This is a genomic window from Acutalibacter muris, from assembly GCF_002201475.1.
Lineage (GTDB): Bacteria > Bacillota > Clostridia > Oscillospirales > Acutalibacteraceae > Acutalibacter > Acutalibacter muris.
This window is the reverse complement of record NZ_CP021422.1, coordinates 3,078,574-3,105,326: the sequence shown is the minus strand read 5'-3', so window position 1 is coordinate 3,105,326 and position 26,753 is coordinate 3,078,574. Positions and strand designations below refer to the sequence as shown.

Here is a 26,753-nt window from a genome sequence, read left to right as displayed (position 1 = left end):
TCCGTTACCCGTCCGGCCTTTTTAGCGTTCCAACGTCCAATTATTCGGGAAACAACCGGGTTCATTCCAACTCCTTTTCCATTGGCCCTTATGAATGAAGATCAGGACGGTTTGGAATCACAATCTCTACCACTGAGCTTTCGCCCCGATTGGAGAAGTGCAGCTGGAACTCCACCCCGTACATGAGCGACAGCCGCTTACGCACATTCTCCACGCCCACATGCAGGCCATCGCTACTGGGCAGATTCTGCTCAGGCGCGTTCAGTTCCGCCAGGTCCTCCTGGGAAAAGCCCGAGCAGTTCCCCGACACGGTGAGCCGGATGGAATCCCCGTCTTCCTGGTGGACCGGCTGGGCCTGGATAAAAATGGCCAGCATGGACAGGTCCTCCACTGAGTGTTTCACCGCGTTCTCCACGAAAGTGAGCAGCAGGAGGGGCGGGATGTTGACCGAGAGAAGCTCCGGAGGGATATCTTCACCCAAAGCGCTCTGGGCGCGGTAGCGGATGTTCTGGATATCCAGGTAATCCCTGACCACCTTTAGCTCGTCCTCCAGGGACACCATGCTGAGTCCATCCCGGAACAGGTACCGCACATAATCGGACAGCGTGATGCAGAACTGCTGGATCCGGGCATACTCTTTCTTCTGCGCCATGCCATGCAGGATGCTGAAAGCATTTACAAAGAAGTGGGGCTTGATTTGCAGTTGGAAAAATTCCAGCTGGGTTTTTGCCAGATAAATCTTTTCCTCATACTGCTCGATTTTCAATTCGTTCAGCTGGTCCACCAGGGAATCAAAGGCTGCCATAGCCATGTTGAGTTCGGCGAAGCCCTTGCGTTTCGCCTCTTTTCTTGTGGAGGCGAAGTCGTTCACATGGTCCTGCAGGCGCTGGAAGGGCTGCTGGATATACCGCTGGAAGTAGGTGAGGGTATATACGGCAAACCCCGCCACAATACCCAGGGTCACCAGGAAGAAGATGGTAAACAGCATCAGCATCTCCTGGTAGCCGCTGGGGCGGTCCACTACCAGCAGGGTCAGATCCCCATAGCGCATGGTGAACTCCCGGGAATAGCTCCCCCACTTGTCCCGCTCTCCGGACATAAAGATCTCCTCGCTCTCCTTGGGGAAGACTAGAGTCCCATCCTTGTCCAGCACCGTATAAAAGCTTTCCTCGGAAGGGACCGTCCCGGAGAGGAAGGAAAAAGCCAAGTTGCAGGGTGTCCAGCAGGCGATCATGGCACTGCCCAGCTGGTTGCACTGGAGCAGGTAGGCCTCCTTCCCCGCGGATACAGGCTCCCAAAGGAAATTAGAGGAAATCTTTGCGCCCGCCTGGGCTTGCTCCCGGATCCAGCCGCGCAGGCGGGTGCAAGCGTTGTAGTCGGAAACGCTGTCGTAGCAGAACACCTCCACACCACTTTGCGAATCGTAAAAGAAAAAGTTGTAATAACCAGGGATCAGTTCCCCATGCGCCACCAGGTTTGCCTGGAGCTGGCGGGCGGCGGCATTGCGTTTTTGGCTGTCCTGCTGGGTGAGGATGTCCTGGACATCCGTGCTGGTAAGCATCAGGTCGGCCAGGTACAGGTTGAGACTGGAAAGGGAATTGTCCAGGCTTTTCAAGCGCTCCTCAATGGCCTGGCAGGAGCGCTCCCACTCCGACTCCCTGGATTCCCGGCCGACAGCCGTCAGGGCCGCTACCCCCGCCGCCAAAATCAGCAGAAACAGCACCAGGAGCCAGAGCATGATTTTCCGTAGCGCTGGCCCTGGCAGCTTGCTCTTTGTGCTCATACAACTCCCTCCCTTGCGCTATTTTCTCCATTATACAAGGGGAAAAAACAGGTTTCGAGGGGCAAATGGCAAAATGTCTGATTTTTGATAATTTGTCTACCATTTTCTTATGTTATTACCCAAGGGATTTTTGGTATGCTTAGGGTGCAAAACAAACGGCGCGCAAAGCGCCAGAATATGGAGGAATCAAACATGAAAGCAAAAAAGATCATCAGCCTGTTGTTGGCTCTGGCGCTGGTTGTGTCCTTGTTCGCGGCCTGCGGCGGGGACGGAAAGGGCAGTTCCAGTCAGGCAGAAAACAGCTCCGACGAGAGTAACCAGACAGAAAGTACTGGCGGCGAAAGCTCCGAGGGCGAGGCCGAAAGCACCGGCAAGGTGGATGGCGGCGGGTACGAGGTCAACTACATGTACCTGGTGGCCCAGGAGGGCACCAACCAGAACAAAGTCAACGAGGCTGTTGCCGCGCTGGCGGAGAAAGAGCTGAATATGAAAGTCAATATGATCCCGATGACTTTCGGTACCCTGAACTCTCAGCTTTCTATGATGCTAGCAGCTGGTGAGCCGTTGGATATCTTTCCGGCGTTCTCTAGTAACTTTTCTACTTATATTGAATCTCAATATGTGGTGAACCTGGCTCCGTATCTGGATGACCTGCAGGGGGCCAAAGAGGTTTTGGGTAGCGACTTTGATTGCGGCTACTTAGGCGATTTCTTCATTGGCTTGGGCCAGATGAAGGAGCGTGGCTATCCCGCTGGCCTGGTGGTGCGCAAAGACATCTTTGAGGAACTGGGATACAAGGTGGAGGACTTCAATATCACCACCGATGACTATAGCAGCTTTGATCAGATTGGCGATATGTTTGCCAAGGTGAAGGAAAAGCATCCTGACATGATCTGCTTGGACGGAACCTCTATCATGGGCACGCAGGACCTGAGCTATATGGACAACATGGGCAGCAACTTCGGTGTGCTGGAAAACTACGGCCAGACTACGGAAATCACCAACTGGTTCGAGGGCGAGCAGTGGCGCACCTTTTGCGAGATCGCCCAGGAATGGTTTAAAGCGGGGTACCTTTCCCAAGATATCGCGGTGAATCAGGATGGCGGTGAAACCAAATTGAAGGCCGGCAACTGTTTCTCTTTCATCACCAATGTAAAGCCGAACACCGATATTGAAAAGCTGGCGCAGACTGGGTATGAGGTTTCCGTTATTCAGATGGGCGAGGCCATGAAGAACACCAACGCCGTCAACTCCATGCTCTTTGCGGTGGCAAACGCCGCCGAGGATCCTCAGAAAGCCGCCCAGTTCCTGAATTGGACCTATACCAGTCAGGAATTCAACGACCTGATCAACTGGGGCATCGAGGGCGAGGATTGGGTCCTGACTGATGATGGGCTGGCATCCTATCCCGATGGCGTAGATGCTACCAGCGTGGGTTACCACAATGACTTTGGCTTTGTATATCCCAACCAGTTTGCCGGACACCCCTGGGCGGGCAACCCCACCGATATCTGGGAGCAGTACGATGTATATAACGAGGGCATCACCACCTCCAAAGCGTATGGCTTTACCTTTGATTCCACTCCCGTTGCCAATGAAGAAGCGCAGCTGAATTCCGTGGTGGAACAGTACCGCAAGGATCTGGCCTTTGGCGTGGTGGATGATCTGGACGCTAAAATAAAGGAATTCAACGACGCCTTGTATGCCGCCGGCCTGCAGACTGTCATGGATGAGAAGCAGAAGCAGTTCAACGAATGGCTGGAGAAACAATAACCCCTCTTGAGGGAAACCGAGGAGGACGGATATGGACAAAAAGAAACTAACCTTGGCCCGGTTTAAGCAGTATATCCCCCTGTACCTGATGTTGTTGCCCGGTGCGGTCTACCTGTTTATCAACAATTATATTCCTATGACCGGCATTGTGGTGGCTTTTAAGACCTACAATGTGAACGACGGTATTTATGGCAGCCCTTGGGCAGGTCTGAAGAACTTCGAGTTTCTGTTCGGCACCAACGAGGCGGCCATTATCGTCCGCAACACCCTGCTGTACAATGTGGCCTTTATCATTGTGAACATGGTTGTGGGTATCATTCTGGCCATCTTTATTTCAGATGTGGTCAACAACCGCATGAAGAAGCTGTACCAAAGTTCAATTTTACTGCCGTTTTTAATCTCCATCGTGGTGGTCAGCTACATTGTGTTCGCCCTTTTGAGCCATGAGAACGGTATGTTCAATAAAACCCTTCTGCCCCTGCTGGGTTTAGATCCCGTGCAGTGGTACAATGACACCACCTGGTGGCCGCTGATCCTCATTATCACCAACTGCTGGAAGGGCGTGGGCTACGGCACACTGATTTACATTGCGGCCATTGCCGGTATCGACCAGAGCTTCTATGAGGCGGCGGAGTTGGACGGAGCCAGCAAGTGGCAGCAGATCACCCAAATTACCCTGCCCTGCCTGGTGCCGTCCATCATTACCCTTCTTATCATGAATATCGGGCGCATCTTCTACTCGGACTTCGGCCTGTTCTACCAGGTGCCGCAAAACTCCGGCTCGCTCTACTCTGTGACCAACACCATCGACACCTACGTCTACCGGGCGCTGATGAGCACCGGCGGCATCGGGCGGTCCTCTGCGGCGGGCCTCCTGCAGTCTGTGGTAGGGTTCACGCTGGTAATGGTATCGAACCTTGTGGTGCGTAAGGCCAGCGCCGAAAACGCGATTTTCTAAGGAGGCAAACATCATGATCATGTCAAAGGGCCGTAAGGCCTATCAGATAGTGATAAACATTATCCTGCTGCTGGTCTCGCTGTGCATGATACTGCCTCTTGTGCTGCTGTTCATGTCATCCATCACAGACGAGAACACCCTGGTGGCAAACGGCTACTCTTTCTTCCCAGCCAAACTCAGCACAGGGGCTTACCAGTACATTCTGCAAAACTCCGCCACCGTATTCCGGGCTTATGGAATCACGGTGCTGGCCACCATAATCGGCACGTCCCTAAGCATTATCCTCTCTTCCTTGATGGCCTTTCCTCTGTCCCTAAAGGACCTGCCCGGGCGGCGGATCATTACCTTCTATGTGTTTTTTACCATGCTGTTCTCTGGGGGCCTGGTGCCGTCCTATATCATGTGGACCACCACCTTCGGTATCCGTAATACCATCTGGGCCTACATCTTCCCCAACTTCCTGCTGGGCGCGTTCAACATCATCCTGGTGCGCACCTTTTTTGCTACCAGCATACCGGCGGATATTTACGAAGCGGCAAAGATAGACGGTGCGGGCTATATGACAATTTACTGGAAAATTGTCCTTCCCTTGGGCAAACCCATCTTGGTGACCATTGGCCTGTTTACCGGCCTGTCATACTGGAACGACTGGACCAACGGCCTGTACTACATCAACAAGTCCAACATGTTCAGCATCCAGACCCTGTTGAACCGCATGATTCAGGATATCCAGGCTCTGGCGGCGCAGTCTACGGCCAATTCCGGTTCACTGATGCAGATCCCTCAGGTGTCCATCCGCATGGCCATCGCATTTGTGGCTATTTTGCCCATTTTGGTGGTGTACCCTTTCCTGCAAAAATACTTTGCCAGCGGCATTATGCTGGGGGCTGTGAAGGGCTAAAGCCTACTAAGCTCACAAAATATTCTCACCCCCTGCCTGGCCCGGGACAGTCTATCCCCGGGCCAGCGCTATATGGGGCACACTGATTCAAGCAAAGAAAGGAATGTGTTTATCATGGCCAAGTTTACCTGCAATTTCATCTCCTACACCTTAAAGCGTACCGTGGACATCACCGTGGTCATCCCCAGCCCCACCATCCCCGATTCCATGGGCATGAACGGCGGCGGCAAGCCCAGCCACACCCCCAAGGAGAAGTACCCCGTGCTCTACCTGCTCCACGGTATGGGCAACAACCACGCCACCTGGACCGGCTACACCAATGTGGAGCTGTTCGCCGAGGAGCGGCAGATTGCCATCGTGAATCTGTCCGCTGAGAATAAGAGCTACGTGAAGCTGGGCGGCGATGATTTCTTCACTTTCGTCTCCGAGGAGCTCCCCGACTTTGTGGGCGGTATGTTCCCCATCGCCCGGGAGCCGGAGCACACCTACATCGCCGGGCTTTCCATGGGCGGCTACGGCACCCTGGTCCACGCGCTGACCCATCCGGAGCGCTTCAAGGCCCTCGGCGCATTCTCCGCGGCTGTGCAGTTGAACCCGGCCCTGCTGGTTGCTGACGCTATGGCCGCCGCAAGCGGCCAGGCGGAGGTAGACCCCTCTATCGATCCCGCCTCCCTGGCCGAGAAGCTGGCCGCAGATGGGAAAACCTTCCCCAAGGCGTACGTTGCCTGCGGGGCCAAGGACTTCCTCTATAAGGCCAACCAGGACTTCCGGGATAAACTGGTCGGCCTGGGCGCGGACGTGACCTGGGACGAGCATCCAGATTACGGCCACGAGTGGCGGTTCTGGAACCTGGAGATCGAGAAGTTCCTGGATTGGCTGCCCCGTACCGACTGCTATGCCCAGGCCGGCAAGCGGCAAATCTAACTTTTGGCCTCCGGCAAGACCTTGGGAGCTTCTCGCCCCCAAATTCCTCGCCATGCGCGCAAGAGTTGCAAGTAACTCTCGCGGCGCTGGACCCGCCAAATTCATTCACTTTTGGGATAATAATGGGACCGGGCCCTCTTGAGGAGCCCGGTCTTTTCTTTGGATGCACCTGATTTTTTCCATTTGCAGAGCCTTACTGTCGCGCGTGAGCCCTACGGTTTGTCCCGAAAAAGGTTCGAGGTAAAAGTTTTGTCCACTTTTTCAAAAGTGGCGGGGTTCTTAGGGGCGGAGCCCCTAAGCCGCCGGATGCCCACGCTCTCAGCGGTTCTTGCGCCGGTACTCGATGGGGGTGAGGCCGGTTTTCTCCTTGAACACATGGGAGAAGTAGGAGATATTGTCGTAGCCCACCTGCATGGCCACCTCGTTGACGGGGGTGTCGGTATGGGCGAGGAGTTCTTTTGCCTGGCACATACGAACCTCCTGGAGGTAGCCGCCGATGGAAACGCCCGTCTTTTTCTTGAAAACCCGGGAGAGATAGTCGGGGTTCAGGTAGAACACTTTGGACAGGACGGCCCGGGTTACATCCTCGCTATAATGCTCGCCGATATAGTCCTTCATCTTGCTCACCACCGAGCCGGATTCCCGGATGTACTCCATATATTCCCCGGCGGTCTCTACCACGTAGCATAGGTAGCGTTTCATATGCTCCACCGATTGCAGGGAGCTTGCCCGCAGGGAATCGAAGCGCTCATCGGAAAACAGGTCATGGGCGGAAATCTGTTTTTGCTTGAGCAGGGTGTGAATGGTCTGCATCAGGTCAATGCGCATATATTTGATAAAGGGCATGTTCAGTTTCCCCTGAGCGGAAAGCTGATCCAGATAGGCACAGATATCCTTTTGCACCTGGGCCGTCTGACCGGAAGAGAGGGCGCTGCCCCATTCCCGCACCTTTTCCCCATCATAAGGAAAAGAATTCTGCTGATAGTCCCTGGCCGCACAGGCGCCCCCTTTTCTGGACACATCGTCGTCCGCACAGACCCGGACCTGGGCGTATGCTTGGGGCGCGTCCTGGACGCCTGTCCCCAGGGCGTAGTACAGGTTGACCCAGCCCGACAGATACTTCTTCACAAAGGAACTCAGCTCCTGATGAAGCTTGAGCAAACGCGTCTCGCTCCCTTCGTCCCCTTCCCGGATTATGATGCAGACTTCCCCGCCCGGCAAAGTGAAAAGCGCCTCGACGGCCAGGCTCAGGTCCTCCGCCATCTCCTCCAGGACGTTCAAGGCCGCATACTTTTTCCAGCTGCTGATCTGCTCGGAGGAATCGCCCAGGATGCAGACGCAGAGCATGAACCGCGCTTGGGGCTCATAGCTGACGGAATCCCCCGCATGTTCCACGGACTTGGGGATTTCGTTCAGCAGGAGCTTCTTCCAAAACCTCTCCTTGCGATCCCGCAATCCTGCCTTGGGGTCGCTTTCGGGGCGTTTCAGGCTGCGCAGCCGCAGGGCCTCGTCTCTGGCCCGGAACAAATGCCCCTGCAGCTCCGGATAGGCGATGGGCTTGAGGAAGTAGGCAAAGCTGTGCAGCTCCAACGCTTTTTGGGCATAGTTGAAGCTGGCAAAGCTGGTGTAAAACAACGTGACCACGTCCAGCTGATTGTCCCGCACCCACTCCAGCAGTTCCAGCCCGCTGCCGCCCGGCATCTCGATATCGGTCAGCAATACGGAGACATCCTGTTCCTGAAGAATCTCCCTGGCTCTTTTCGCGCTCTGGGCCAGATACACCTGCCGGAAGCCCAGCCCTTCCCAGTCCACACCGTCCATGATTCCCTCTATCACATCCAGGTCATCGTCCACCAATAAAATGTTCATTGCCCATTCACCTCACTTCATGATAAGTTTAGCACAAAGAACGGCAAAAAGCAAACTCCACTTGGAGGCACGCACGGAAATTACCTCTTGCTTTTAACATTTTTTGTCTGTTTATTGCTAGCATTTTTACCGGGGGTTTGGTATAATTGTAGAAAACCGAGCTTGGGAGGTCAAATCAATGGAACTGAAAAACGAAAACATGAACGAACGGGGCATGATCTACGGCAAGTGGATGACCTCGCCCAACACCTGGACTATCAGCTTTGGCGGCGGGGTGTACTGCTACCTGATCATCGGAGAGGAGAAAGCGCTGCTGTTCGACACAGCCTATGGCATCGGCAACCTGCGCGCGTTTGTGGAGGGCATCACCGACAAGCCGGTCATGGTGGTCAACTCCCACGGCCATTTCGACCACACCGGCGGCAACCCCTGGTGGCCGGAGGTCTGGGCGGGCCCCGGCGCTGAAGAGAGCATGAAGGTAGCTTTCAGCCCGGAAATGCAGGAGGATTTCAACAAGAAGCCTTACCCGGATTATACCGTCCATACCGTGCGGGAGGGCCATATCTTCGACCTGGGCGGCAGGCAGCTTGAGGTCATTGAAATCCCCGCCCACCACGAGAGCAGCATCGCCTTGCTGGACCGCTCCAACCGGGCGCTGTATTCCGGCGACGAGCTGGAGGCCGGACAGGTGCTGCTGTTTGTGCGGAATCATCTTCTGCCGCTGCGGGAAGTGGTAACCAACCATCTGAACAACATGAAGAAGCTCAAGGCCCATTGGGACGAGTTCGACACCATCTATCCCGCCCACAACGGCCCCCAGCTGTACAAAAGCTACATAGACGATTACATCGCTTTGTCTGAGCACATCCTGTCGGGGGACGCTCAGATCATGCCCAACCTGGCGGGCTTCGGCTGGGCCCCCAGCGTGGAGGGCTCCCCCTTCGCCGAAAAGGGTGAGTTGGAGCGCGCGCAATACGGCGGGGCGTCCTTTATCTACGTAAAAGAATGAGCGAATCATCGCGGCCTCGCTTCGGGGCCGTTTCCGTATAGAGGAGGCTGACCTTATGCTTGCGTTTCTAGGCTTTTTGACGGTCGTACTGATGCTCGTCCTTATCCTTGCAAAAAAGCTTACCCCCACCGTCGCACTGATCTCAGTCCCCCTGGTAACAGGGCTGATCGCCTGCGGCTTTATGGTCACCGACCCGGAAAACGCCTCCGGCCAGGTTGACTTTTGGGCGAACGTCCAAAGCATCAGCGGGATGGTCACCGGGGCCAGCGGAATCGGCTCTGTGGCGGCGACAGGTGTGATGTTCCTGTTTTCCATCCTGTTTTTCGGCATACTGACCGACGCGGGGACCTTCCAGCCCATCATTGAGGGTATCATCAAGCGCATGGGCTCGGACCCGGTGCTGATCACCCTGGGGACGGCGCTTCTGGCCATGTGCGTTCACCTGGACGGCTCCGGCGCGGTGACCTTCTTGATCTGTGTGCCGCCGCTGGTCCCCCTTTACGACGCCATCGGCATGAAGAGGACCACCTTAGCCGCCACCGTCGCCATGGCCGCGGGCACCATGAACATCCTGCCCTGGGGCGGGCCCACCATCCGGGCGGCCAGCGCCCTGGGGGCGGGCAATGACCCGGTGGGGTTCTTTCTGCCGGTTCTGCCCGCAGTGGTGGTGGGGCTGGTGTCTGTGCTGGCCTTTTCCGCGCTTTTGGGCTTCCGGGAGAAATCCCGGATTGGGAGCGTGGCTCTGGCAGGCAGGGAATACCAGTCAGCCCAGCTGAGCGAGGAGGAACAGGATCTGCTGAGGCCCAAGCTGTTTTGGGTCAACATCAGCCTGATCGTTCTGGCTATTGTTTGCCTGCTGTTCTCTGGCTTTGCGCCTGCTGTGATCTTCATGGTGTTCTACGTTCTGGCCACTGTCATCAATTATCCGAATGTGGAGCAGTCCAAGGCCCGGGTAGATGCTCACGCCCAAAGCGCCATTATGATGTGCTCGGTGCTGTTCGCCGCCGGATGCTTCTGCGGGATTATGAAGGGTTCAGGAATGATCGATGCCATGGCAAAGAGCCTGGTTTCGGTGATGCCGGATTCCCTGGGGCGGTTCTTCCCCCTAATCACTGGTGCGATTTCCATGCCCGCCTCCCTGCTGTTTGACCCGGACTCCTTCTACTACGGCGTGCTGCCCATCCTGGCTGAGACGGCCAAGGGTTTCGGAATAGACCCCGGCGCGGTAGGCCGGGCGGCGATCCTGGGCCAGATGACTACCGGTTTCCCCGTCTCGCCCCTGTCCCCGGCCACCTTTTTGCTGGTGGGGCTCAGCGGGGTGGAGCTGGGGGAGCATCAAAAGAAAACCATCCCCTTCGCTTTTGCGCTGACTATCATTATGCTGCTCGTGGCCGTGCTGACCGGCGGGGTGAGCTTATAAGGAGGAATCAACTTGGATGACAGACTGCGAGCGGTCATAAATAGCTATAAATCTTCCGGCGTGCCGGTACGTTACACTGATATAGAGGAAGGCGAGGAGTGGGTGCCATGTAAGGACGGCGTCAGGCTGAGGGTATTCTGGTTCCGGCCTGTGGGCGGCAGGTCTTGGCCCACCATTGTGCAGCGCAGCTGCTACCCCATGGCCCACGAAATGTACCGTGTCCACGGGCAGGAGCTTGCCAGGCGGGGCTATGCCTATATCTGCCAGTATTGCCGGGGCACCGGCGGTTCGGAAGGCCAGTGGGAGCCAAACATCAACGAGCCCTCCGATGGCGCGGATTTCATCCGCTGGGCGGACGGCCTGAACTGGGTAGAGAGCATCGGCTACTGGGGCTGCTCCTACCTGGCGTCAACGGGCTGGGCCATCACCGGGGCGCTGCCTGCCAAGGTGAAGTCCATGCTCCTGTCACACTATGGCACCGAGCGCTTCACCTCCGCATATCAAAGCGGGCTGTTCCGGCATGACATCCTCACCGCCTGGGCCATGGGGAACGCCGGGCGGGAGATAAAGGCGGACTATCTGAAGTCCTGCCGCTACCGTCCCCATGTCGAGGTGGACAAGGCTCTGTGGGGCGGCGAACTGCCATGGTACCGGGAGTGGGTGACCAACACCCATGGCAGCGACCCTTACTGGAAAGAAGGCTTTTGGAAGTTTATGTCCGACGCGCCCCGCAAACTGAAGGTGCCCGTCTGCATTGTGGAGGGATGGTACGACCACCATCTCGGCAGCGCTTTGGAATCCTTCAAAAATCTCTCCCTGGAAGCCGCCGCGCACAGCCGCCTGGTCATCGGGTGTTGGAACCATGGTTTCCAGCCCTGCGCCCAGGGGAAGGTTCAGGAGCATTTAGAGAACGACGAGGTACATCAGGTGCTGGACTGGTTTGGGGAAACCTTGCTGGAAAAGAAATCTCCGGCCCGGCGGGTTGACTGGTATGTGATCGGGGAAGACGCCTGGCGCAGTTGGAGCGATATCCCGGCAGGCCAGACAGAGCTGGTCTTTTATCTGGACGCTGGGCGCAAGCGGCTGGAAGGAAAGGCCGAGGCAGACAGGGAGATTTCATACCAATACGACCCGGAAAACCCGGTGATGTCCCGTGGCGCGGAGTCCCTCTTTGCCAGCTTTCAGGAGGTGGGCAGCCTGGAACAGCCGGAACCGGACTACCGGCCGGATGTGGTCAGTTTCTTGTCAGAGCCCCTGGAACAGAGCGTCACTTTACTGGGAGAGGCAAAGGTAGAGCTATTTGTAAAGAGCACGGCGGAGGACACCGCTTTCACCGCCAAGCTGATGGAGGTCACTTCCGAAGGGAAAGCATATAACATCCGGGGCTCCATTGCTACCCTGGCCTATGAAACGCCCTATGTTCCCGGCGAGGTCCGGAAAATCACTGTCTCCATGTGGGCGGCGGCTTATCAGATTCAGTCAGGCTCCCGGCTGCGGCTGGACATATCATCATCGGATTTCCCTCAGTACGCGATACATCCAAATCTTCCGGGTATCTGGGCGAAGCAGGAATCCACTCAGACAGCTTGTCAGACCATATTGACCGGGGAGAGCTACCCGTCCCGGGCGGTGCTGCCGGTTGGAGAATAAAAATTAAGGAGCGATATCTATGGCAAAAGAGTTTTACGTTACAAAAACCGCCCCCATCGTGGAAACGCCCAAAGGCAAGCTAAGAGGCTTCCACTACGATGGCGTGGACCACTTCTACGGCATCCGCTACGCGAAAGCAAAGCGCTTCCAGATGCCGGAGCCGGTTGCCCCCTGGGAAGGCGTAAAGGACGCGGGCAGCTACGGCATGATCTGCCCGGTGCTCAACGAGCCCATGCCCACCGGCGAGGTGCAGACTCCCCACCGTTTCTGGCCCTCCTCCGAGCACTGCCAGTACCTGAACGTCTGGACTTCCAGCTGCGACCCCGCGGCGAAAAAGCCCGTCATGTTCTGGATTCATGGCGGCGGGTACGCTGCTGGGTCCTCCATTGAGCAGGTTTGCTATGACGGCTTCAACCTGGCCAAGCTGGACGACGTGGTGGTGGTGTCCGTCAACCACCGGCTGAACGCTTTTGGCTACATGGATATGTCCGCGTTTGGTGAGAAGTACAAGAATTCCGTCAATGTGGGCATGGCCGACCTTGTAGAGGCCCTGCGCTGGGTGCGGGACAACATCGCCTGTTTCGGCGGCGACCCGGATAACGTCACCATTTTCGGGCAGTCCGGTGGTGGCGGAAAGGTCACGGTCCTGGGGCAGATCCCCGAGGCCGAGGGCCTGTTCCACAAGATGATTGTCATGTCCGGCGTAATCCCCGGCGGGCTTTTAGATGGAACCTGCGACCCCAAGGAGTTTGCGCTGGCCGTCCTGGGCAAGCTGAACATCCCGGAGCAGGACGCGGAGAAGCTGGAAAAGGTGCCGGTGCCCCAGTTTATCTGGGCGGTCAACCAGGCCTCCGCCGACCTGCAGAAGCAGGGCAAGCGCGTGGGCTGGACCCCCATGCCCAACGATTACTATGTGTGCGACCCCTTGGAGGGGGACTTCACCAAGCATTCCCTGAACATCCCCACCCTGGTGGGTACTGTGTTCGCCGAGTTCGGGATGCCCCAGGACTACGGCGACCGGGCTCAGCTCACCACGGAGCAGAGGGAGAAGTATGTAAAAGAGTATTACGGCGAGGAGGGCGGCCAAAAAATCCTGGACGCTTTCCGCAAGGCTTACCCCAACACCAACGAGGTCTACGCCGTGGACCTGGACGGTATGTTCCTGCCGCTCACCGTGGAATATGTGAAAAAGAAGGGGAAGGAGGCTTCCGCCCCCGTCTATAACTACATCTTCGCCAAAATTTACGACTACGACGGTGGAGCGGCCGCCTGGCACTGTGCTGACATCCCCTATTTCTTCCACAACGGTGCCTTCATCCCCATCTGCCACCAGAAGGGCTGGGAAAAGTTGGACAGCCTGATGTCCTCATGCTTTGTCAACTTCGCCCGCACCGGTGACCCCAACGTCCCCGGCCTGCCCCAGTGGGATGCCTGCGAGGGCGGCGACATGGTGACCATGGTTCTGGACGACCAGTGCTACACCCAGAAAAATATGCAGGATGAGCTGCTGCCCCTGATCAAGGAGTATAAACCGCCTTTCCGCTTCGAGTTCAAGGCCAAGGATGACGACGATGAGGAGAGCGGCAGCGCCTGGGTGTTCTGAGAACATTTTGAATTTTTCCGATACGTGATGGACTTGCAGCCTCCGGGATCATCTTCCCGGAGGCTTACTTTTGTAAAAATCCAATTCAGTTAGATTCACATAGATACACAAATTAAAAAAGTAGAGTTGGACAGAGAGAGTCACCCTGCACCATCGGCTCAACAGTCGGAAAAAGTCTGGTACGGTAACATGCGCTCTACAGACCGAAACTTCGTTCCCAACAGCAAGGTAAACAAGTTGCTCAACTCGGTGGGAAAGAACGAGCAGCAACTCATCGGCTTACTCTCTAAGGAAGAACAGACAGCGTTTCAGGAATTCAAGAACGTCCAAGACGAATTGTCCGGCGTGAACGAATACGAATTGTTTACGCTGGGCTTTCGTTTAGGCGCATGGTTTATGCTGGAAGTCATGGAGGGACTGGATATTCCTTTCATCGATGAGTAAAAATTAATGCGATAACCAGTCCGCTCTACTCAGCGCATATGATTTGCAGCGCATGCTCTTCAGTCATTTTCCCAGCCAGGTAGCTGTCTCTGGCTAGAGTGGCCTGTGCCAGCCAAGCATAATAATCAGAATAGCTTAGATTCTTATTGGAGGGCTTTGCTCCGGTATCCTCCGTTCGCTCATACCGCTTGTACATCCTGCGCTTGGCACGGTCAAATTCCTCAATTACTTTCTGACGTTTCGCATTGAGCTTGTGTTTCAAAGAGGGTGCCAGCTCTTTACAGCTCTTTCCGTCTTTCAGGACTCTGTCACAGTATAGGGTCTTCTTTTTTGTTTTCGGAATAAAATAGCGGCCACAGCACTCGCACATGGCAACATTTGGTTTCCACTGGATAAAATGCACAAGCAAGAAATAGTAGTATTCTGTCAGGGAACGAAAGCGGTAGCGTGAAGTCCAGCCTTCCCCAAACTCAAAAACCTGTGTGAGCTCCAGCATCTGCAAATAGTTATGTTTTTCCTTAATGTCAAGTGGAATCCCCTGCCTTATGTCGCTTAGAATTTCATTGATCTTCATCTGGAGTACCATAGCCTCACAAAGAACCGAAATAATCTTGTCTGCCGCTTGATAAATGTATAATCCCATTCCATTATCTTCCGGCACTTGATCCTCCAGCATAGTCCGGGTCAGAGTCCCTTGCAACGGCTGCTCCTCCTCAAGAGAAAGAACCAAATCATTAGCGGTATCTACAAGGAACTGAAACTCCTCCACGCTGACTTCTTCAATATGTCCGTCCACAGATAAGTTTGATGCAGAATAAATCAGAAGGTCAACGACTGCGGCGTAGGGGCCAAACGCCAACTCAGAGAATGATATGATCTCGTCTTCAACAGTAACATCATCCAAACAGACCTTGCCGGTCACAGAGGTAAGGTCTCGTTTCATTTTCCCATCAGGGAGGATGGTAACATACAGAGCGCAATCGGTTCTCATGTGCATACATCCTTGTCTGCAAGTAAACTTTTCCAGTTTTGGGTAAAATCACTTGTCGATTTCAAACCGTGATTTTTTCTTGTATTATAACATATGGGCAGAAAAAAGAAAAGCCATATTGAAATCTCAAAAATGGATTAATGAATACTGCTCCCACTTTTGTGGGGCGAAAAACTGAAAGGAGGGCTTCTATGACCCCAAACAAACACGATCTTCATCTGATCCGAATGTCCGACGTAGAAACTCAGGAGGTGCAGTGGCTGTGGTATCCCTATATACCACACGGCAAGCTGACCATCATCCAAGGGAATCCCGGCGAAGGCAAGACCACTCTCGCTCTGTGGATCGCAGCCATGTGCAGCCAAGGTCAAGCTCTGCCCGGCATGGAACCTGGCTCGCCCATCAACATCCTCTATCAGACTGCGGAGGATGGCCTGGGTGATACCATCAAGCCCCGGCTTGAAAGTACAGGCGCTGACCTTAAGCGCATCCTCTGCATTGATGAAGCAGAGCGTTCTCTCTCTTTGCTGGATGAACGAATTGGACAGGCGGTCAAGGCCACTAACGCCAATCTGATGATCCTGGACCCGCTCCAGGGTTACCTGGGCCGGAATGTGGACATGAACCGCGCCAACGAGATACGTGACGTCCTCAAGCGGCTTACCATCACGGCCGACCAAACCGGCTGTGCTGTGGTTCTGATTGGCCACCTCAACAAGGCAGTCGGGTCCAACAGTGCCTACCGTGGTCTTGGCTCCATGGACTTCCGCGCTGCAGCCCGGAGCGTTCTGTTGGTAGGCAGAATGAAAAAAGAGCCGAGCATCCGCGTCATTGTCCACGATAAATCATCTCTTGCTCCGGAGGGGAAATCGATTGCATTCAACATTGAGGACGGCAGTCTGCGCTGGGTAGACGGCTACGAAAAGATTACTTCCGAGGATTTGTTGAACGGTGGGCCGGCAGATTCAAAGGTAGACATGGCCGAAAAATTGATAAGGGACAGGTTGAACGGCGGGGTTTCTGTACCAGCCAGCGAAATGTTCCAGGCGGCAAAGCAGGCCGGTATCTCCAAGCGGACGCTGAAAATTGCCAAAGAAAACCTCGGAGTTGATTCAGTAAAGAAGGGGGAGAGATGGGATTGGAAACTGTCATGTTGAAGGGGGCAAGGGTGCAAAAGTTTTTAGCTGCACTCTTCTATCTTGTGTCAGCGGTGCGTTTTAAACTCTACATAATGTGTGCGCCTGCAAAAAACTTTGGAATCCTCTGCACCCTTGCACTCTTGCACCCTTGGATTCAGACACGACCAAGGCAGAGCGACAGCAGCCACATATTCGGCCCGTGTCGGCCCCGTGTGGCGGTTTTTAGGGCTGGGTGGGGTAGGAACCGCAGTCCACCCGGGCAGGCCCGTGTGTGGCCGCACAGAGGCTATTCTGAGAGTGCAAGGAAGTGTGGAGCAGATATTTTTCTTTTCTGCAAATGCCCTAAACTTGGAATTCGCAGCCGATTGTGTCCTACAAAGATCCTCCCCTTTGGGGAGGGCAAGCAGAGCACTCGTCCGACGTTGTCGGACGGCACGTTAAGCGGGCAGTAGCCCGCACCCACTATGATTGGAGGGATCAAATGAGCAAAAACAAAGACAGGGCATTTACAGTGCGATTCACTGAAGAACAATTTCATCATATCAAGGAGCAAGCTGACCGTGCCATGATGACACCCAGCAACTACATCCGGGCGGCGGCAATGCGAGGCAAATTGAATGTAATTCTGGACGGAAAGCTGGTGGCTCGGGAGCTGAACGCTATCGGCAACAACCTCAATCAGCTTGCTATGCTGGCACACATGGGGCAGATCAATGCGGTGTACTTGGAGCAAATACATGAGGATATGAACAAGCTTTATGAGCGATTCTTTGCTCTGGCAGACAAGGAGGTACGCCAATAGCTGTAGTTGAATTTATGCCATATAAACGGCAATCCGTAAAAGCGTTGGGCAGGGCGGTCAGTTATGTTTTACAGGAACGCAAAACTGTGGATGCAGATGGACGTCAGTGGGCCACTGGAATAAACTGTTCTCCTCAGTTTGCTTTCCAGGAGTTCCGTGCCACCCGCGCCGCTTACCGCAAGGACAGCCCCGTCTGGTTCTACCATTACACACAATCCTTCGCACCGGATGAGCCCATCACCGTCCAGCAGGCTCACGAGTTGGCGAAAGAGTTTGCGGAAAGAGCTTGGCCTGACAGCCAAATCTTAATCGCAACTCACATGGACACAGACCACATACACTCGCACTTTGTGGTCAATTCTGTGTGCTATGAGAGCGGCTATATGCTTCGCCAGGGGCCGACCACGCTGAAAAAGATACGTAAATTGTCCGATGAAATTTGCTTGGCGCACGGGTTCTCGGTGCTGCCGCCCGACCCTCCCAAGCACAGCAAACAGCTTGGTGCCCGCGAGTACCGCTCCATGGACAAAGGGCAGAGTTGGAAAATGCAGCTGATGATTGCCATAGAGGATGCGATGGTACTGGCGCGATCCCGGGAGCATTTCATCAAGTTGCTGGCGCGAAAGGGGTACAAGGTCAAGTGGACGGACGAGCGAAAGAGCATCACTTACGCCACGCCCAGCGGTATGAAATGTCGGGATATCAAGTTGTACGACGCAAAATTTTTGAAGGAGATGATGGAGTACGAGTTCAAACTACGAGAGGAAATCCTTGGAAGAATTGAAGGAACAATCCCGCAGACAGACGAAAGCGGCGGCAGAAGTGGTGCCCTGCGTTACGGTGACGGACAAGAATTGGACAGCACTGCTTGGGTTGCAACAGACGCAAATCCAACTGCTGATAGAGGTTCAAACAGCGGCGGCACAGCTGGCAACCAAGGCGGAGTTGGTGGAGTACCTCGACCAGCGGGTGCAGGAATTGGAGAATTACGCAGCAGAAATGCAATCATCAACACAGAATTTCCAGCGGGAGATGGAACGGTCTGCCTCGGAGATTGCGAAGGGCCTATCGTCACAGGCTGGGAAAATGAGCGAAGAATTTTCGAGGAATCTCTCTTTGCAGGGGGAGCAGATGAAGAAATTTTCTACGGTACTGTTCTGGGTAGCCCTAATCCCATCGGCGGCGCTGGTGATTTTGGAATTGATCTCGCATATCTTTCCGCTGATATTGCCGGGATAATTGACGACCGTCGTCCGCAGGACAGCACGGCTATGCGAAAGCCGCGCCAGCGCAAACGTGCTTTGGGGCAAAAATCGGATGAGCAAGACCAGAATCATGGTCAGCAGATGTAAGGGGGAATTTTATTGGCAAGTATCAAGCAGTTAGACGAGCGTAAATTCAAAATTACTGTCAGCAATGGTTACCGCCCGGATGGACGGAAGATTTCAAAGGCAAAGACCATTTCTGTGCCGGACAGCATAGGTAAGCGTGGTATCCGACAGTACGTTGTCCATGCCGCCGAGGAGATGGAACGTACCATTAAGCAAGGCTTTTGCGAGGATACCGAGATGACTTTTGAGGAATACTCTCTCCGTTGGCTGGACAGGCAGGTGAAGTACGCGGCGGGTACCATCGCAAGCTACCGGCGAATGTTGAAAGTGACTTACCCGTTCATCGGTGCTATCAAGCTAAACAAGCTGCGACCTATCGCGCTGGAAAATATGCTGGTGGAACTTCGCAAGCGCAGTAATCACGGCAAGCCTGTGCAGGAGGCCACGGTGCAAAAATATTTGACGGTAGTGTCAGCGGTGCTGAGCGACGCCAAGCGCAACGAGATTATCCCAAAGAATCCAGCCCATATGATCGACCTGCCCGACACTGAAAAGCGCCAACAATTTATCCCCACCGAGGAACAGGCGCAGCAGTTTATTCTTGCCCTATTGGACGAACCAGAAGTGTATAAGACCTTCTATCTGCTGGCAATTTATACCGGATGCCGCCGAGGTGAGCTGTGTGCTTTACGCTGGGACGATTTCGTTTTGGACGATTATCGTTCCATCTTGACCGTCAGCCGCTCCCGGAGTATCGTTGCCGGTGACGGTGTGCAGGAGGGGCCCACGAAAAATGGCCGCAGCCGCACCATTGCCATTGATGAGGATATTACGTCGTTTTTGCAAAGTTACTACTACATCAAACGGCGTGATGAGGACTCCGTTGGCGCAGAACACAGCCCATACATGTTTACGGATGAGCACGGGACGTTCATTCATCCAGATACATTTACAAAACATCTGCGGAAGATTTTTAAGCGGAACGGCTTCCCGGATAACTTCCACCTGCACACTTTAAGGCATCTTTTTGTCAGCACTCTGCTCCACCACGGCGTGGATAAGCAAACGGTTGCAGAGTTAGCTGGTCATGCTGATACATCATTCCTGGAGCGAACCTACTGTCACCCTCAAATGGAACTGAAGAATCAGGCAGCGCAGGTAATGACCAACGCCTTGCTCCACAGTGCCTAGCAACAAAATGATGGACATACCAACAGCCATAGCTCACACATTTTGTTGGTGTAGTAGAAAGTGAATCTGCCGCTGGACTTCCGCAAAAGGGTGTGGTATTGTGAGGTTGCCTCAACAGGGCAAATCACAACAGAAAGCAGGTTGACAGTATGGCGAGCATTCGTAAGCGAGGAAACAGCTACTTGCTGGTCGTGTCCATGGGCTATGATTTCGATGGCAAACGCCGCAAGCCCCAGCAGAAAACCGTTCATCCACCCGATGGCCTAACGCCAAAGGCCAAAGAAAAGTGGCTCGAGGAGGAAGCCGCACTCTTCGAGCGCCAGTGCCGAAACGAGCCACTCAAAGCGGTTGATAAAACCATCACTCTCGCAGCTTATACCGAGATGTGGCTGCGGGAAATTGCTCCGAATAAGCTGGCAAAATCCACCCTAGCCCGTGACAAGCAGGACATTGACCGCTTCATGCCGCACCTGGGCGGCTACAAGCTGACCGACCTCAAGCCTGAACATTTCCGCAATTTGTACGCTGAACTTCGTAAGCAAAAGAATTCTATTACCGGAAAGCCGCTCTCCGAATGCACTATAGAGGGTGTCCACGCTTGCTTGTGTGGCATCCTCTCCGATGCGATGGAGGGCGGCTTTTTGTCGCATAATCCAGCGTGGCGTACCTATAAATATGCTGGCAAAAAGAAGAAAAAGCAAAACGTGGCGGATGAGGAAACTACTCAGAAACTCATTGCCGCGCTGGAAGAAGAAAGCATCAAGTACGAAACTTATTTCAAGCTGATTATAGCCACTGGTATGCGCCGGGGCGAGTGCTGTGGCTTGAAATGGTGCGATTTGAACTTCAAAGAGAAGTCCATCCATATCTGCCGGAACGTGGTCAAAGTCACAGGTGAGGATATAATTGTCAAAGAACCCAAAACCGCTTCGGGTGACCGTTACGTCTACTTCTCCCCTGAGATGGCAAGCCTCCTCAAAGAGTATCGCAAATTCTGCGAGCAGGAAACTGAAACCTATGACGAACGAAAGCTGTCCGCTGACGACTATATTTTCCGCAGGCATGGGATGGAATTGCCTATGACCCCCAGCAGTTTTACTTGGCGGTTCAAGCTGATATTGAAAAAGCATGGCTTGCCATCCAACCTAAACGTCCACAGCCTTCGTCACACCGCAGCCAGCTTGATGATAGCAGGCGGAGCCGATGTAGCTACGGTGTCAGGTTTACTCGGCCACTCCCAGGTGTCCACTACGCTGGATATCTACACCCACGCCTTCGATGATAAAAAGAAAGCTGCCAGCGCGGTTTTGCAGGAAAGCCTTGATATATAACTCAAATGCAACCGCACATCCTGTCCATCAAAAAATCTTTCACCTCTGCTAAATGCAAAAAGCATGGGCTCCCTTCCCGGACAGCTGTATCCAACAGCATATTCGCCCCGAAATCATGGACGCATACAGCGTCTATGATTTGTTCTGTGAATATCTCTGGATCGGCGTCCGTGAACAGCCGCAGCAGATCCCCGCGGCAGTGGAAAAGCTCAAAGACCAGCGGGGCCAACTCATACCACCAGGGGCCGGACAGGAGTCGGCGCAGTCGATTATGATGGGCTGGTCGTTCGCTCCAATCAGGATATTTTCTCCGGTCAGATCGCCATGTACCAGCACAGTGTTTGTCAAATCCAGCCTTTCCGCACGGTCTGTCATCTCATCGCGTAAGCTGACTGGCAGACGTTCCAGGCGCGGATTTTCCAAGGCCCGTTTCAACAAATCCATCGGTGGAATCAAACCTTGTGCCGGGCGGTGCATGGTCTGGAGGAGCTCTTTGAGCTGCCGGATAAAGCCCTCCAATTGGCTGGGGCTGGCACATTCCAGCCATGGCCCAGCCAACTCGCCGGGGCAGTATTCGGTAATGATGTAGTAGAAAAGGTAGGTATCCTGTATCATCCCATGGGCGATCAGGCGGGGCGTGGATATCCCCCAGCAGGTCAGTGCCTCACAAACAGCGGCCTCGTTGGAATAGTCTAACTGCGAATCCATGCTAGACTCGCGGGGGCAAATATTTTTACCACATGATCCCCCGTGTGAAAGACCGCGTTCGTTCCGGGAGTCAGATTATTTAACTCTGAAAATGTCAGCCCCTCACGGCGGAAAATTTCTTCTGCCAGCGGGGTGAACGCCTTCGTCGATTGAAATATTGCACCCCATTCGTTCCAATTATGGATGGGCTCGTTGAATAACATTGGCCCTACTCCTTGTCCGGGTTTGCGTCCAGCAGACGCTGGATCCCCTCATCCGTGTACGAAAGCAGCTTGCCGTACCGCCGGGCTATATCCTTGCGGCACTCTGCATAAGTACCAGCAGCGATTGCCCTTTCTTTCTCTGCTTTCAAATCGAGATATTCCTGCAAAGCGGATTCATCCTGGTAGAAAATCACATTGAATTTGCCCTGATTCAGCGATAGAGGAAAGAGGTCGGTAAGAAATGCTGCATTTTCAACGTAGTAATGCACCCCATACTTCTCACACAGCTTATCAAATTCCGGCAGAAAGCTATCCCGCTCCTCCTGAGAATCACAGGGATGGGACAGCGCTATGCGCTTTACCCCTGCCCGAACCATCTCGCAAAAACAGTCAGCCACACCAAGATGATATGAGAATTTATCAATCTTCATATGATACCCTTTTCTAAATGTGATTTTTGGTATAGCGATATTCGCCATGCCGCCCAGCTGCTCAAAGCACTTCGTTCTTGTCTTTATCAGTATAATTCTTTCTCCATCAACCGTAGGAGAAATCAACAATAAAACCGTACCTGGCAAAAAAACGCAACCCACTTATCAATAATCTCTTGACTACGTGCTTCAATCACTTTCATTATATTGTTGAGGGTGGTTGACGGTATGCGGGAATTGTTATTACACAGGTAACATTTTCCAGCCTGCGTGATCCATACTTTTGTGGCACCGGCCTGGGGCGCTCCCATACAGATATGAACGTGGATCGGCTCCAAAGGGCCGCTCTCATTTGCCCAAAAGTATACCCAATAAGAGCCGACCTTAAAGACCCGCGGCATGGTCAAAGCCTCCCTCTTGCGAGAACTGCAAAATCAAATGGGCTGTAGAACGTATCACATCCTGCAGCCGCTCCATTTCTGTCTCGGAAAATCCGAAAACATCTTCCCACTCATATCCCGGCAAAAAGCAAGTTGCATGAAGGAACCCCAGCTTTTCGTCCGCCCGCTCCATATAAACTTTCACCCGGCTGTCCGGCAGCATCTCCGAGTGAACAATCTCCGTCCCGTCATCCAGCGTAAGAAATGGATACATCATTTCAAAACCTCTCTGCCAAATGATTACTAATACTTCAAAAGCCCCCGGAAAACCGAGGGCTTTTTACTATTGGCGCGCTTGACTGGATTCGAACCAGCGGCCCTCAGAGTCGGAGTCTGATACTCTATCCAACTGAGCTACAAGCGCATATTTATGAGAACCGCGAAACCCGCGGTAGTCAACCTTGTAAAAATAGTGGTCAAACAGTAGTCAACGGCGAAATTTTTTCTCTCTCAAGACCCCGCCAGCCCTACAAAACACTGGGCTTTCCGGCCTATCTCAACTAAACCGGCCTGAAACGTCGGAGTCTAATACTCTATCCAACTGAGCTACAAGCGCATATTTATGGCAACCGCGAAACCCGCGGTAGTCAGCTTTTTGAAGCCTGTGATTTTCAAGGCTATCACATTATACAGTACCGCCAGCGAAAAAGTTGTCGCTTTCTGTCGCAGGGCGGTGAATTATTTGAATAGGGGAACGAGGATCAATAACTGTGCCATTTCGTTTCGGAGCTGAAGCGTTCCTTTAATACGTCAAGGGCGTCGTCGGGGGAGATCCTCTTGTCGCGCAGGAACGCGACGATGGACTTCTCGCTGGTGGTAAGATCGCCTATCTTCTCCGGGTCGGCCTTAACTTTTTTTGAAACACGCTTGGCCCCGGAGTCATAAAGCATATCGGCCTGGGAGAACATCTCATCTTCAAAAAACTCCTCCACCGATAAACCAAACAGTCTGGCGATACGGTTCAGCGTGGCGGGGTCGGGGCTGGTTTTGCCCAGCTCATAATAAGTATAGGTAGACCGGGAAACATTCAGTATCTCCGCCACATTTTTTTGTGTGAAGCCCACCTGTAAACGATAACGCTTGAGCTTGGTCGCCAAGTCCTCATTCTGTACAGGAACATATGCAATTTCTTTCATACGGCCCCCCCCTTCCCAAGCTTTTCTTTTCGCAAATGTGAACATTATGATTATATACCAAGCCCAAGAAAAAATCCAGACCTAAAATGCGAAAAGATAATAATGTGACTTATCTTCACTGGTTTAAAGCCTATTCCCTCCTTATTCGTATATACGCCCCCTCCTCAAGGGGCAGCGTAGTCCTCCAGTAGACCGGCATCTCCGCGTGGGGCGCGCTCTCAAGGGGCTCAAAGTCCTCATTGTATATCTCCGTGAGCGTTGCGGTGAAGGCCTCGCCGGGCTGGAGCACGTCCACGGCGGCGCCCCTTAGGAATTTGTTGCGTTGTCGAAGGAGCACGTACTCCCCGGACCTGCCCGCGCAGACCGCCGCCACCTGGTAGTTCCGGGTATAATGGCTGCAGTCCGTGGTCTGGCCTGGCTCGCCGCCGAAGTAGAAGCCGGGGGAATAGGTTCTATGGCTTATCTTTTCCGTCTCCGAAAGTATCTCCGGGGGCAGCTTTTCTCCCGGGTGCTCATAGAAGAAATCTATGGCCCGCCGGTAAGCGGCGGTGACGCAGGCCACGTAGTAGGCGGACTTCGCACGGCCCTCTATCTTCAGACTGCAAATGCCCGCGTCGAGCATCTCCGGGATATGCTCTATCATGCACAGGTCGTTGGAGTTCATGATGTATGTGCCGTCCCCCCGCTCCACGATGGAGAAGTGCCGCTCCGGCCGCTGCTTTTCCGTGAGAAAATACTCCCACCGGCAGGGCTGGGCGCACTGGCCCCGGTTTGCGTCCCGGCCGGTCATGTAGTTGGACAGCAGACAGCGCCCGGAGAAGGAGACGCACATACTGCCGTGGACGAAGGCCTCCAGCTCCAGGTCGTCCGGGATATTTTCCCTTATCTCCTTTATCTCGGAGAGGGGTACCTCTCTCGCCAGCACCACCCGCCTTGCCCCCAGGTCGTAGCAGGCTTTGGCGGCGGCGTAGTTCACTATGCCGGTCTGGGTGGACACGTGCAGGTCCACACCTGGGGCGTATTCCCTGGCAAGGCTCAAAACCCCCAGGTCGCAGATTATCAGCGCGTCCACACCTATTTCGGCACAGTAGGAGAGAAAGCCCGGCAGTTCCCGGAGCTCGTGGTTTCTGGGCAGGGTGTTGCAGGTTACGTGCACCCGCACCCCATTATTATGGCAGAGCTCTACGGCCCTTTTAAGCTCCTCCCGGGTGAAGTTGCCCGGAGCGGCGCGCATACCGTAGTCCTTGCCAGCAAGGTACACCGCGTCCGCGCCGTAGCGCACCGCGGCTTCTAAGCGTTCCATATCCCCGGCCGGGGATAAGAGTTCAGGCTTGGGCCTGAACTCGTGTTCAGATTTCCTCATCATTCCAGCCCCGCCAGCTGCTTGTTGTACTCGTGGTCGTCGGCGTTGGTGGCATAGAAAGCCTCGCCCTCGGCCGAGTGGCAGAAGTACAGGTACCTTGCCGCGTCTCCGGAATCGTTGGGCTTCAAAGCGGCGTTTAGGGCGTCCAGGCCGGGGTTGCATATGGCTCCGGCGGGCAGGCCGCTGACCTGATAGGTGTCATAGGCCCCGTGGCTGAGGGTGCCGCCCATCTGGTCCATCTCCTGCTGGTTCTTATAGGGATAGAAGGAGGTGGAGTCGCATTCCAGGTTGTATATGCCGTAGTCCCCGCCGAAGTTCAGGCGGTTGTGGAGAACGGCGGATACGTTGAACATATCCGTGGTGCCGGCGGCTTCAGCCTGGATGATGCTGGCAAGGGTCACCACCTGGTCAAGGGTCATGCCCGAGGCGTCCACCTTCTCCTGGAGCCGGCCCGAGAGCTTTTGATGGAAGTTCCACAGAAACTTGCCTATCACGTCCTCCAGGTCCTCGCCTTTATAGAAGTCATAGGTGTCGGGGAAGAGGTAGCCCTCCAGCTTATAGTATTTATTGCCGGTGTCCGAACCCAGGGCGGCTATCTCCTTATACTCCGAGTAATCCCCGGAGTTCACCTCTGTCAAAAACTCCTGGGCCGTGCAGACCTCGTTCTCCTCCAAAAGGTTTGCCATCTGTAGAACGGTGCTGCCCTCGGGGAAGGCCACGGTGACTATCTCCCGGCTCTCGTTGCCGCCCTTAAGGGCGGTAATAATAGCCTCGTAGTCCATATTGGTGTCCACCTGAAGCCTAGTGCCCGGGCTGAAGCTGTCGATGTTCTTTTTTATCTTGCAGTAGAGACTGAAAAACTCCGGCTTGCTGATTATCCCCGCCTGGTGGAGTATTTCGGCCAGCTGGTCCTCGGTAAGCTCCCCCTCGGGTATGGTCACGTCGGCCTTGCCCTCGGGCCGGCCCGCGCCTAAGAAATCGTTGGAGCCGCCGATAAGGTAGCTGGCGAAGGTGAAGGATATGAGCAGCACCATGCAAAGCCACATTATCTTGAAGATGCGCTTGTTCTTCCGGGCCTTCACACGGTTGCGCTTTTTATGGGCCCGCTTCTCCGCCCGCAGCTCCTTGTCGGTGAGCTGGGCCTTTTTCATGGAGGGTGGCTCGGAATACAAGTCGGGCTGTCTTCTTCCACGGGGCTGTTCTATGGGGCCGGTCATCAGGTCCCGCTGGTCGATATTCACCTGGAAGTTTCCGGGGCGTGGGCCGCCCTGCTGGGGGCCCGCGCTGCTGCGTTGGGGCGCGCGCTGGGGCTCTCCTCTGTGCTGCGGCTGCTGTGGTCTTTGGTTCATAGCT

General features: G+C 54.4%; 25 protein-coding genes and 1 tRNA gene. 14 read left to right on the top strand and 12 right to left on the bottom strand.

The window, feature by feature from the left end:
* Nucleotides 1–88: 88 nt before the first annotated feature.
* Complete coding sequence (locus ADH66_RS15825) at nt 89–1,783, bottom strand: sensor histidine kinase (RefSeq protein ID WP_066538848.1); 1,695 nt, start codon at nt 1,781–1,783, stop codon at nt 89–91.
* A 192-nt stretch (nt 1,784–1,975) separates the two neighbouring features.
* On the opposite strand from ADH66_RS15825, the gene ADH66_RS15820 reads away from it, so the two are divergent.
* The 4 genes from ADH66_RS15820 to ADH66_RS15805 all read left to right on the top strand — a co-directional run bounded on the left by ADH66_RS15820 (nt 1,976) and on the right by ADH66_RS15805 (nt 6,339).
* The gene (locus tag ADH66_RS15820; RefSeq protein WP_157767225.1) at nt 1,976–3,556 is read left to right on the top strand and encodes an ABC transporter substrate-binding protein; all 1,581 of its coding nucleotides are present in this window, start codon (nt 1,976–1,978) and stop codon (nt 3,554–3,556) included.
* Nucleotides 3,557–3,587: 31 nt separating this feature from the next.
* Nucleotides 3,588–4,514: an ABC transporter permease gene (locus tag ADH66_RS15815; RefSeq protein ID WP_066538852.1), complete on the top strand. Its 927-nt coding sequence runs from the start codon at nt 3,588–3,590 to the stop codon at nt 4,512–4,514.
* Nucleotides 4,515–4,527: 13 nt separating this feature from the next.
* Entirely contained in the window at nt 4,528–5,415 is an 888-nt protein-coding gene (locus tag ADH66_RS15810; RefSeq protein WP_066538854.1) for a carbohydrate ABC transporter permease, read from the top strand.
* Nucleotides 5,416–5,529: 114 nt separating this feature from the next.
* Nucleotides 5,530–6,339, top strand: coding sequence for an alpha/beta hydrolase (locus tag ADH66_RS15805; protein ID WP_066538856.1), 810 nt, complete (start codon nt 5,530–5,532; stop codon nt 6,337–6,339).
* 318 nt (nt 6,340–6,657) lie between these two features.
* On the opposite strand, the gene ADH66_RS15800 is transcribed toward ADH66_RS15805, so the two are convergent.
* The gene (locus ADH66_RS15800; RefSeq protein WP_066538857.1) at nt 6,658–8,208 is read right to left on the bottom strand and encodes a response regulator transcription factor; all 1,551 of its coding nucleotides are present in this window, start codon (nt 8,206–8,208) and stop codon (nt 6,658–6,660) included.
* 178 nt (nt 8,209–8,386) lie between these two features.
* Between ADH66_RS15800 and ADH66_RS15795 the strand changes: the two genes are divergently transcribed.
* The 5 genes from ADH66_RS15795 (at nt 8,387) to ADH66_RS20710 (ending at nt 14,334) form a co-directional block, all read left to right on the top strand.
* Complete coding sequence (locus ADH66_RS15795) at nt 8,387–9,217, top strand: MBL fold metallo-hydrolase (RefSeq protein ID WP_066538859.1); 831 nt, start codon at nt 8,387–8,389, stop codon at nt 9,215–9,217.
* 55 nt (nt 9,218–9,272) lie between these two features.
* Complete coding sequence (locus ADH66_RS15790) at nt 9,273–10,637, top strand: CitMHS family transporter (RefSeq protein ID WP_066538861.1); 1,365 nt, start codon at nt 9,273–9,275, stop codon at nt 10,635–10,637.
* 12 nt (nt 10,638–10,649) lie between these two features.
* A complete protein-coding gene (locus ADH66_RS15785) occupies nt 10,650–12,287 on the top strand; it encodes a CocE/NonD family hydrolase (RefSeq protein ID WP_157767224.1) in 1,638 nt (545 codons plus the stop codon).
* A gap of 19 nt (nt 12,288–12,306) precedes the next feature.
* Nucleotides 12,307–13,890, top strand: a complete 1,584-nt coding sequence (locus tag ADH66_RS15780; RefSeq protein ID WP_066538864.1) for a carboxylesterase/lipase family protein — start codon at nt 12,307–12,309, stop codon at nt 13,888–13,890.
* Nucleotides 13,891–14,016: 126 nt separating this feature from the next.
* Entirely contained in the window at nt 14,017–14,334 is a 318-nt protein-coding gene (locus ADH66_RS20710) for a DUF6809 family protein (RefSeq protein ID WP_066538865.1), read from the top strand.
* A 25-nt stretch (nt 14,335–14,359) separates the two neighbouring features.
* Here the strand turns inward: ADH66_RS20710 and ADH66_RS15770 are convergent, their stop codons facing one another.
* On the bottom strand, nt 14,360–15,325 hold the full coding sequence (locus ADH66_RS15770) for a DUF6076 domain-containing protein (RefSeq protein WP_066538867.1): 966 nt from the start codon (nt 15,323–15,325) through the stop codon (nt 14,360–14,362).
* Nucleotides 15,326–15,516: 191 nt separating this feature from the next.
* Between ADH66_RS15770 and ADH66_RS15765 the strand changes: the two genes are divergently transcribed.
* The 5 genes from ADH66_RS15765 to ADH66_RS15740 all read left to right on the top strand — a co-directional run bounded on the left by ADH66_RS15765 (nt 15,517) and on the right by ADH66_RS15740 (nt 21,119).
* A complete protein-coding gene (locus ADH66_RS15765; protein ID WP_066538869.1) occupies nt 15,517–16,482 on the top strand; it encodes an AAA family ATPase in 966 nt (321 codons plus the stop codon).
* Nucleotides 16,483–16,945: 463 nt separating this feature from the next.
* Nucleotides 16,946–17,266, top strand: a complete 321-nt coding sequence (locus ADH66_RS15755; RefSeq protein ID WP_066538871.1) for a plasmid mobilization protein — start codon at nt 16,946–16,948, stop codon at nt 17,264–17,266.
* Between the two features lie 14 nt (nt 17,267–17,280).
* Nucleotides 17,281–18,618 carry a relaxase/mobilization nuclease domain-containing protein gene (locus tag ADH66_RS15750; protein WP_066538873.1) on the top strand — a complete coding sequence of 446 codons (1,338 nt, stop codon included), beginning with the start codon at nt 17,281–17,283 and terminating at the stop codon, nt 18,616–18,618.
* Nucleotides 18,619–18,630: 12 nt separating this feature from the next.
* Nucleotides 18,631–19,788: a tyrosine-type recombinase/integrase gene (locus tag ADH66_RS15745; RefSeq protein WP_066538874.1), complete on the top strand. Its 1,158-nt coding sequence runs from the start codon at nt 18,631–18,633 to the stop codon at nt 19,786–19,788.
* A 149-nt stretch (nt 19,789–19,937) separates the two neighbouring features.
* A complete protein-coding gene (locus ADH66_RS15740) occupies nt 19,938–21,119 on the top strand; it encodes a tyrosine-type recombinase/integrase (protein WP_066538876.1) in 1,182 nt (393 codons plus the stop codon).
* Between the two features lie 132 nt (nt 21,120–21,251).
* Here the strand turns inward: ADH66_RS15740 and ADH66_RS15735 are convergent, their stop codons facing one another.
* The 9 genes from ADH66_RS15735 to mltG all read right to left on the bottom strand — a co-directional run bounded on the left by ADH66_RS15735 (nt 21,252) and on the right by mltG (nt 26,749).
* A complete protein-coding gene (locus ADH66_RS15735; RefSeq protein ID WP_084384426.1) occupies nt 21,252–21,827 on the bottom strand; it encodes an aminoglycoside phosphotransferase family protein in 576 nt (191 codons plus the stop codon).
* Nucleotides 21,812–22,030: a hypothetical protein gene (locus ADH66_RS15730; RefSeq protein ID WP_066538885.1), complete on the bottom strand. Its 219-nt coding sequence runs from the start codon at nt 22,028–22,030 to the stop codon at nt 21,812–21,814. Before ADH66_RS15730 ends, ADH66_RS15735 begins: the two co-directional genes overlap by 16 nt.
* 5 nt (nt 22,031–22,035) lie before the next feature.
* Complete coding sequence (locus ADH66_RS15725; protein WP_066538886.1) at nt 22,036–22,461, bottom strand: hypothetical protein; 426 nt, start codon at nt 22,459–22,461, stop codon at nt 22,036–22,038.
* 122 nt (nt 22,462–22,583) lie between these two features.
* On the bottom strand, nt 22,584–22,862 hold the full coding sequence (locus ADH66_RS15720; RefSeq protein WP_066538887.1) for a DUF4160 domain-containing protein: 279 nt from the start codon (nt 22,860–22,862) through the stop codon (nt 22,584–22,586).
* Nucleotides 22,846–23,118: a hypothetical protein gene (locus ADH66_RS15715; RefSeq protein ID WP_066538888.1), complete on the bottom strand. Its 273-nt coding sequence runs from the start codon at nt 23,116–23,118 to the stop codon at nt 22,846–22,848. The genes ADH66_RS15720 and ADH66_RS15715 overlap by 17 nt, the downstream gene beginning before the upstream one ends.
* Before the next feature lie 70 nt (nt 23,119–23,188).
* Nucleotides 23,189–23,265 (bottom strand) — tRNA-Arg (locus ADH66_RS15710).
* A 337-nt stretch (nt 23,266–23,602) separates the two neighbouring features.
* The gene (locus ADH66_RS15705; RefSeq protein WP_066538890.1) at nt 23,603–24,037 is read right to left on the bottom strand and encodes a helix-turn-helix transcriptional regulator; all 435 of its coding nucleotides are present in this window, start codon (nt 24,035–24,037) and stop codon (nt 23,603–23,605) included.
* Between the two features lie 130 nt (nt 24,038–24,167).
* Nucleotides 24,168–25,403: a peptidase U32 family protein gene (locus ADH66_RS15700; protein WP_066538892.1), complete on the bottom strand. Its 1,236-nt coding sequence runs from the start codon at nt 25,401–25,403 to the stop codon at nt 24,168–24,170.
* The gene (gene mltG, locus ADH66_RS15695; RefSeq protein ID WP_066538894.1) at nt 25,400–26,749 is read right to left on the bottom strand and encodes an endolytic transglycosylase MltG; all 1,350 of its coding nucleotides are present in this window, start codon (nt 26,747–26,749) and stop codon (nt 25,400–25,402) included. The genes ADH66_RS15700 and mltG overlap by 4 nt, the downstream gene beginning before the upstream one ends.
* Nucleotides 26,750–26,753 lie beyond the last annotated feature (4 nt).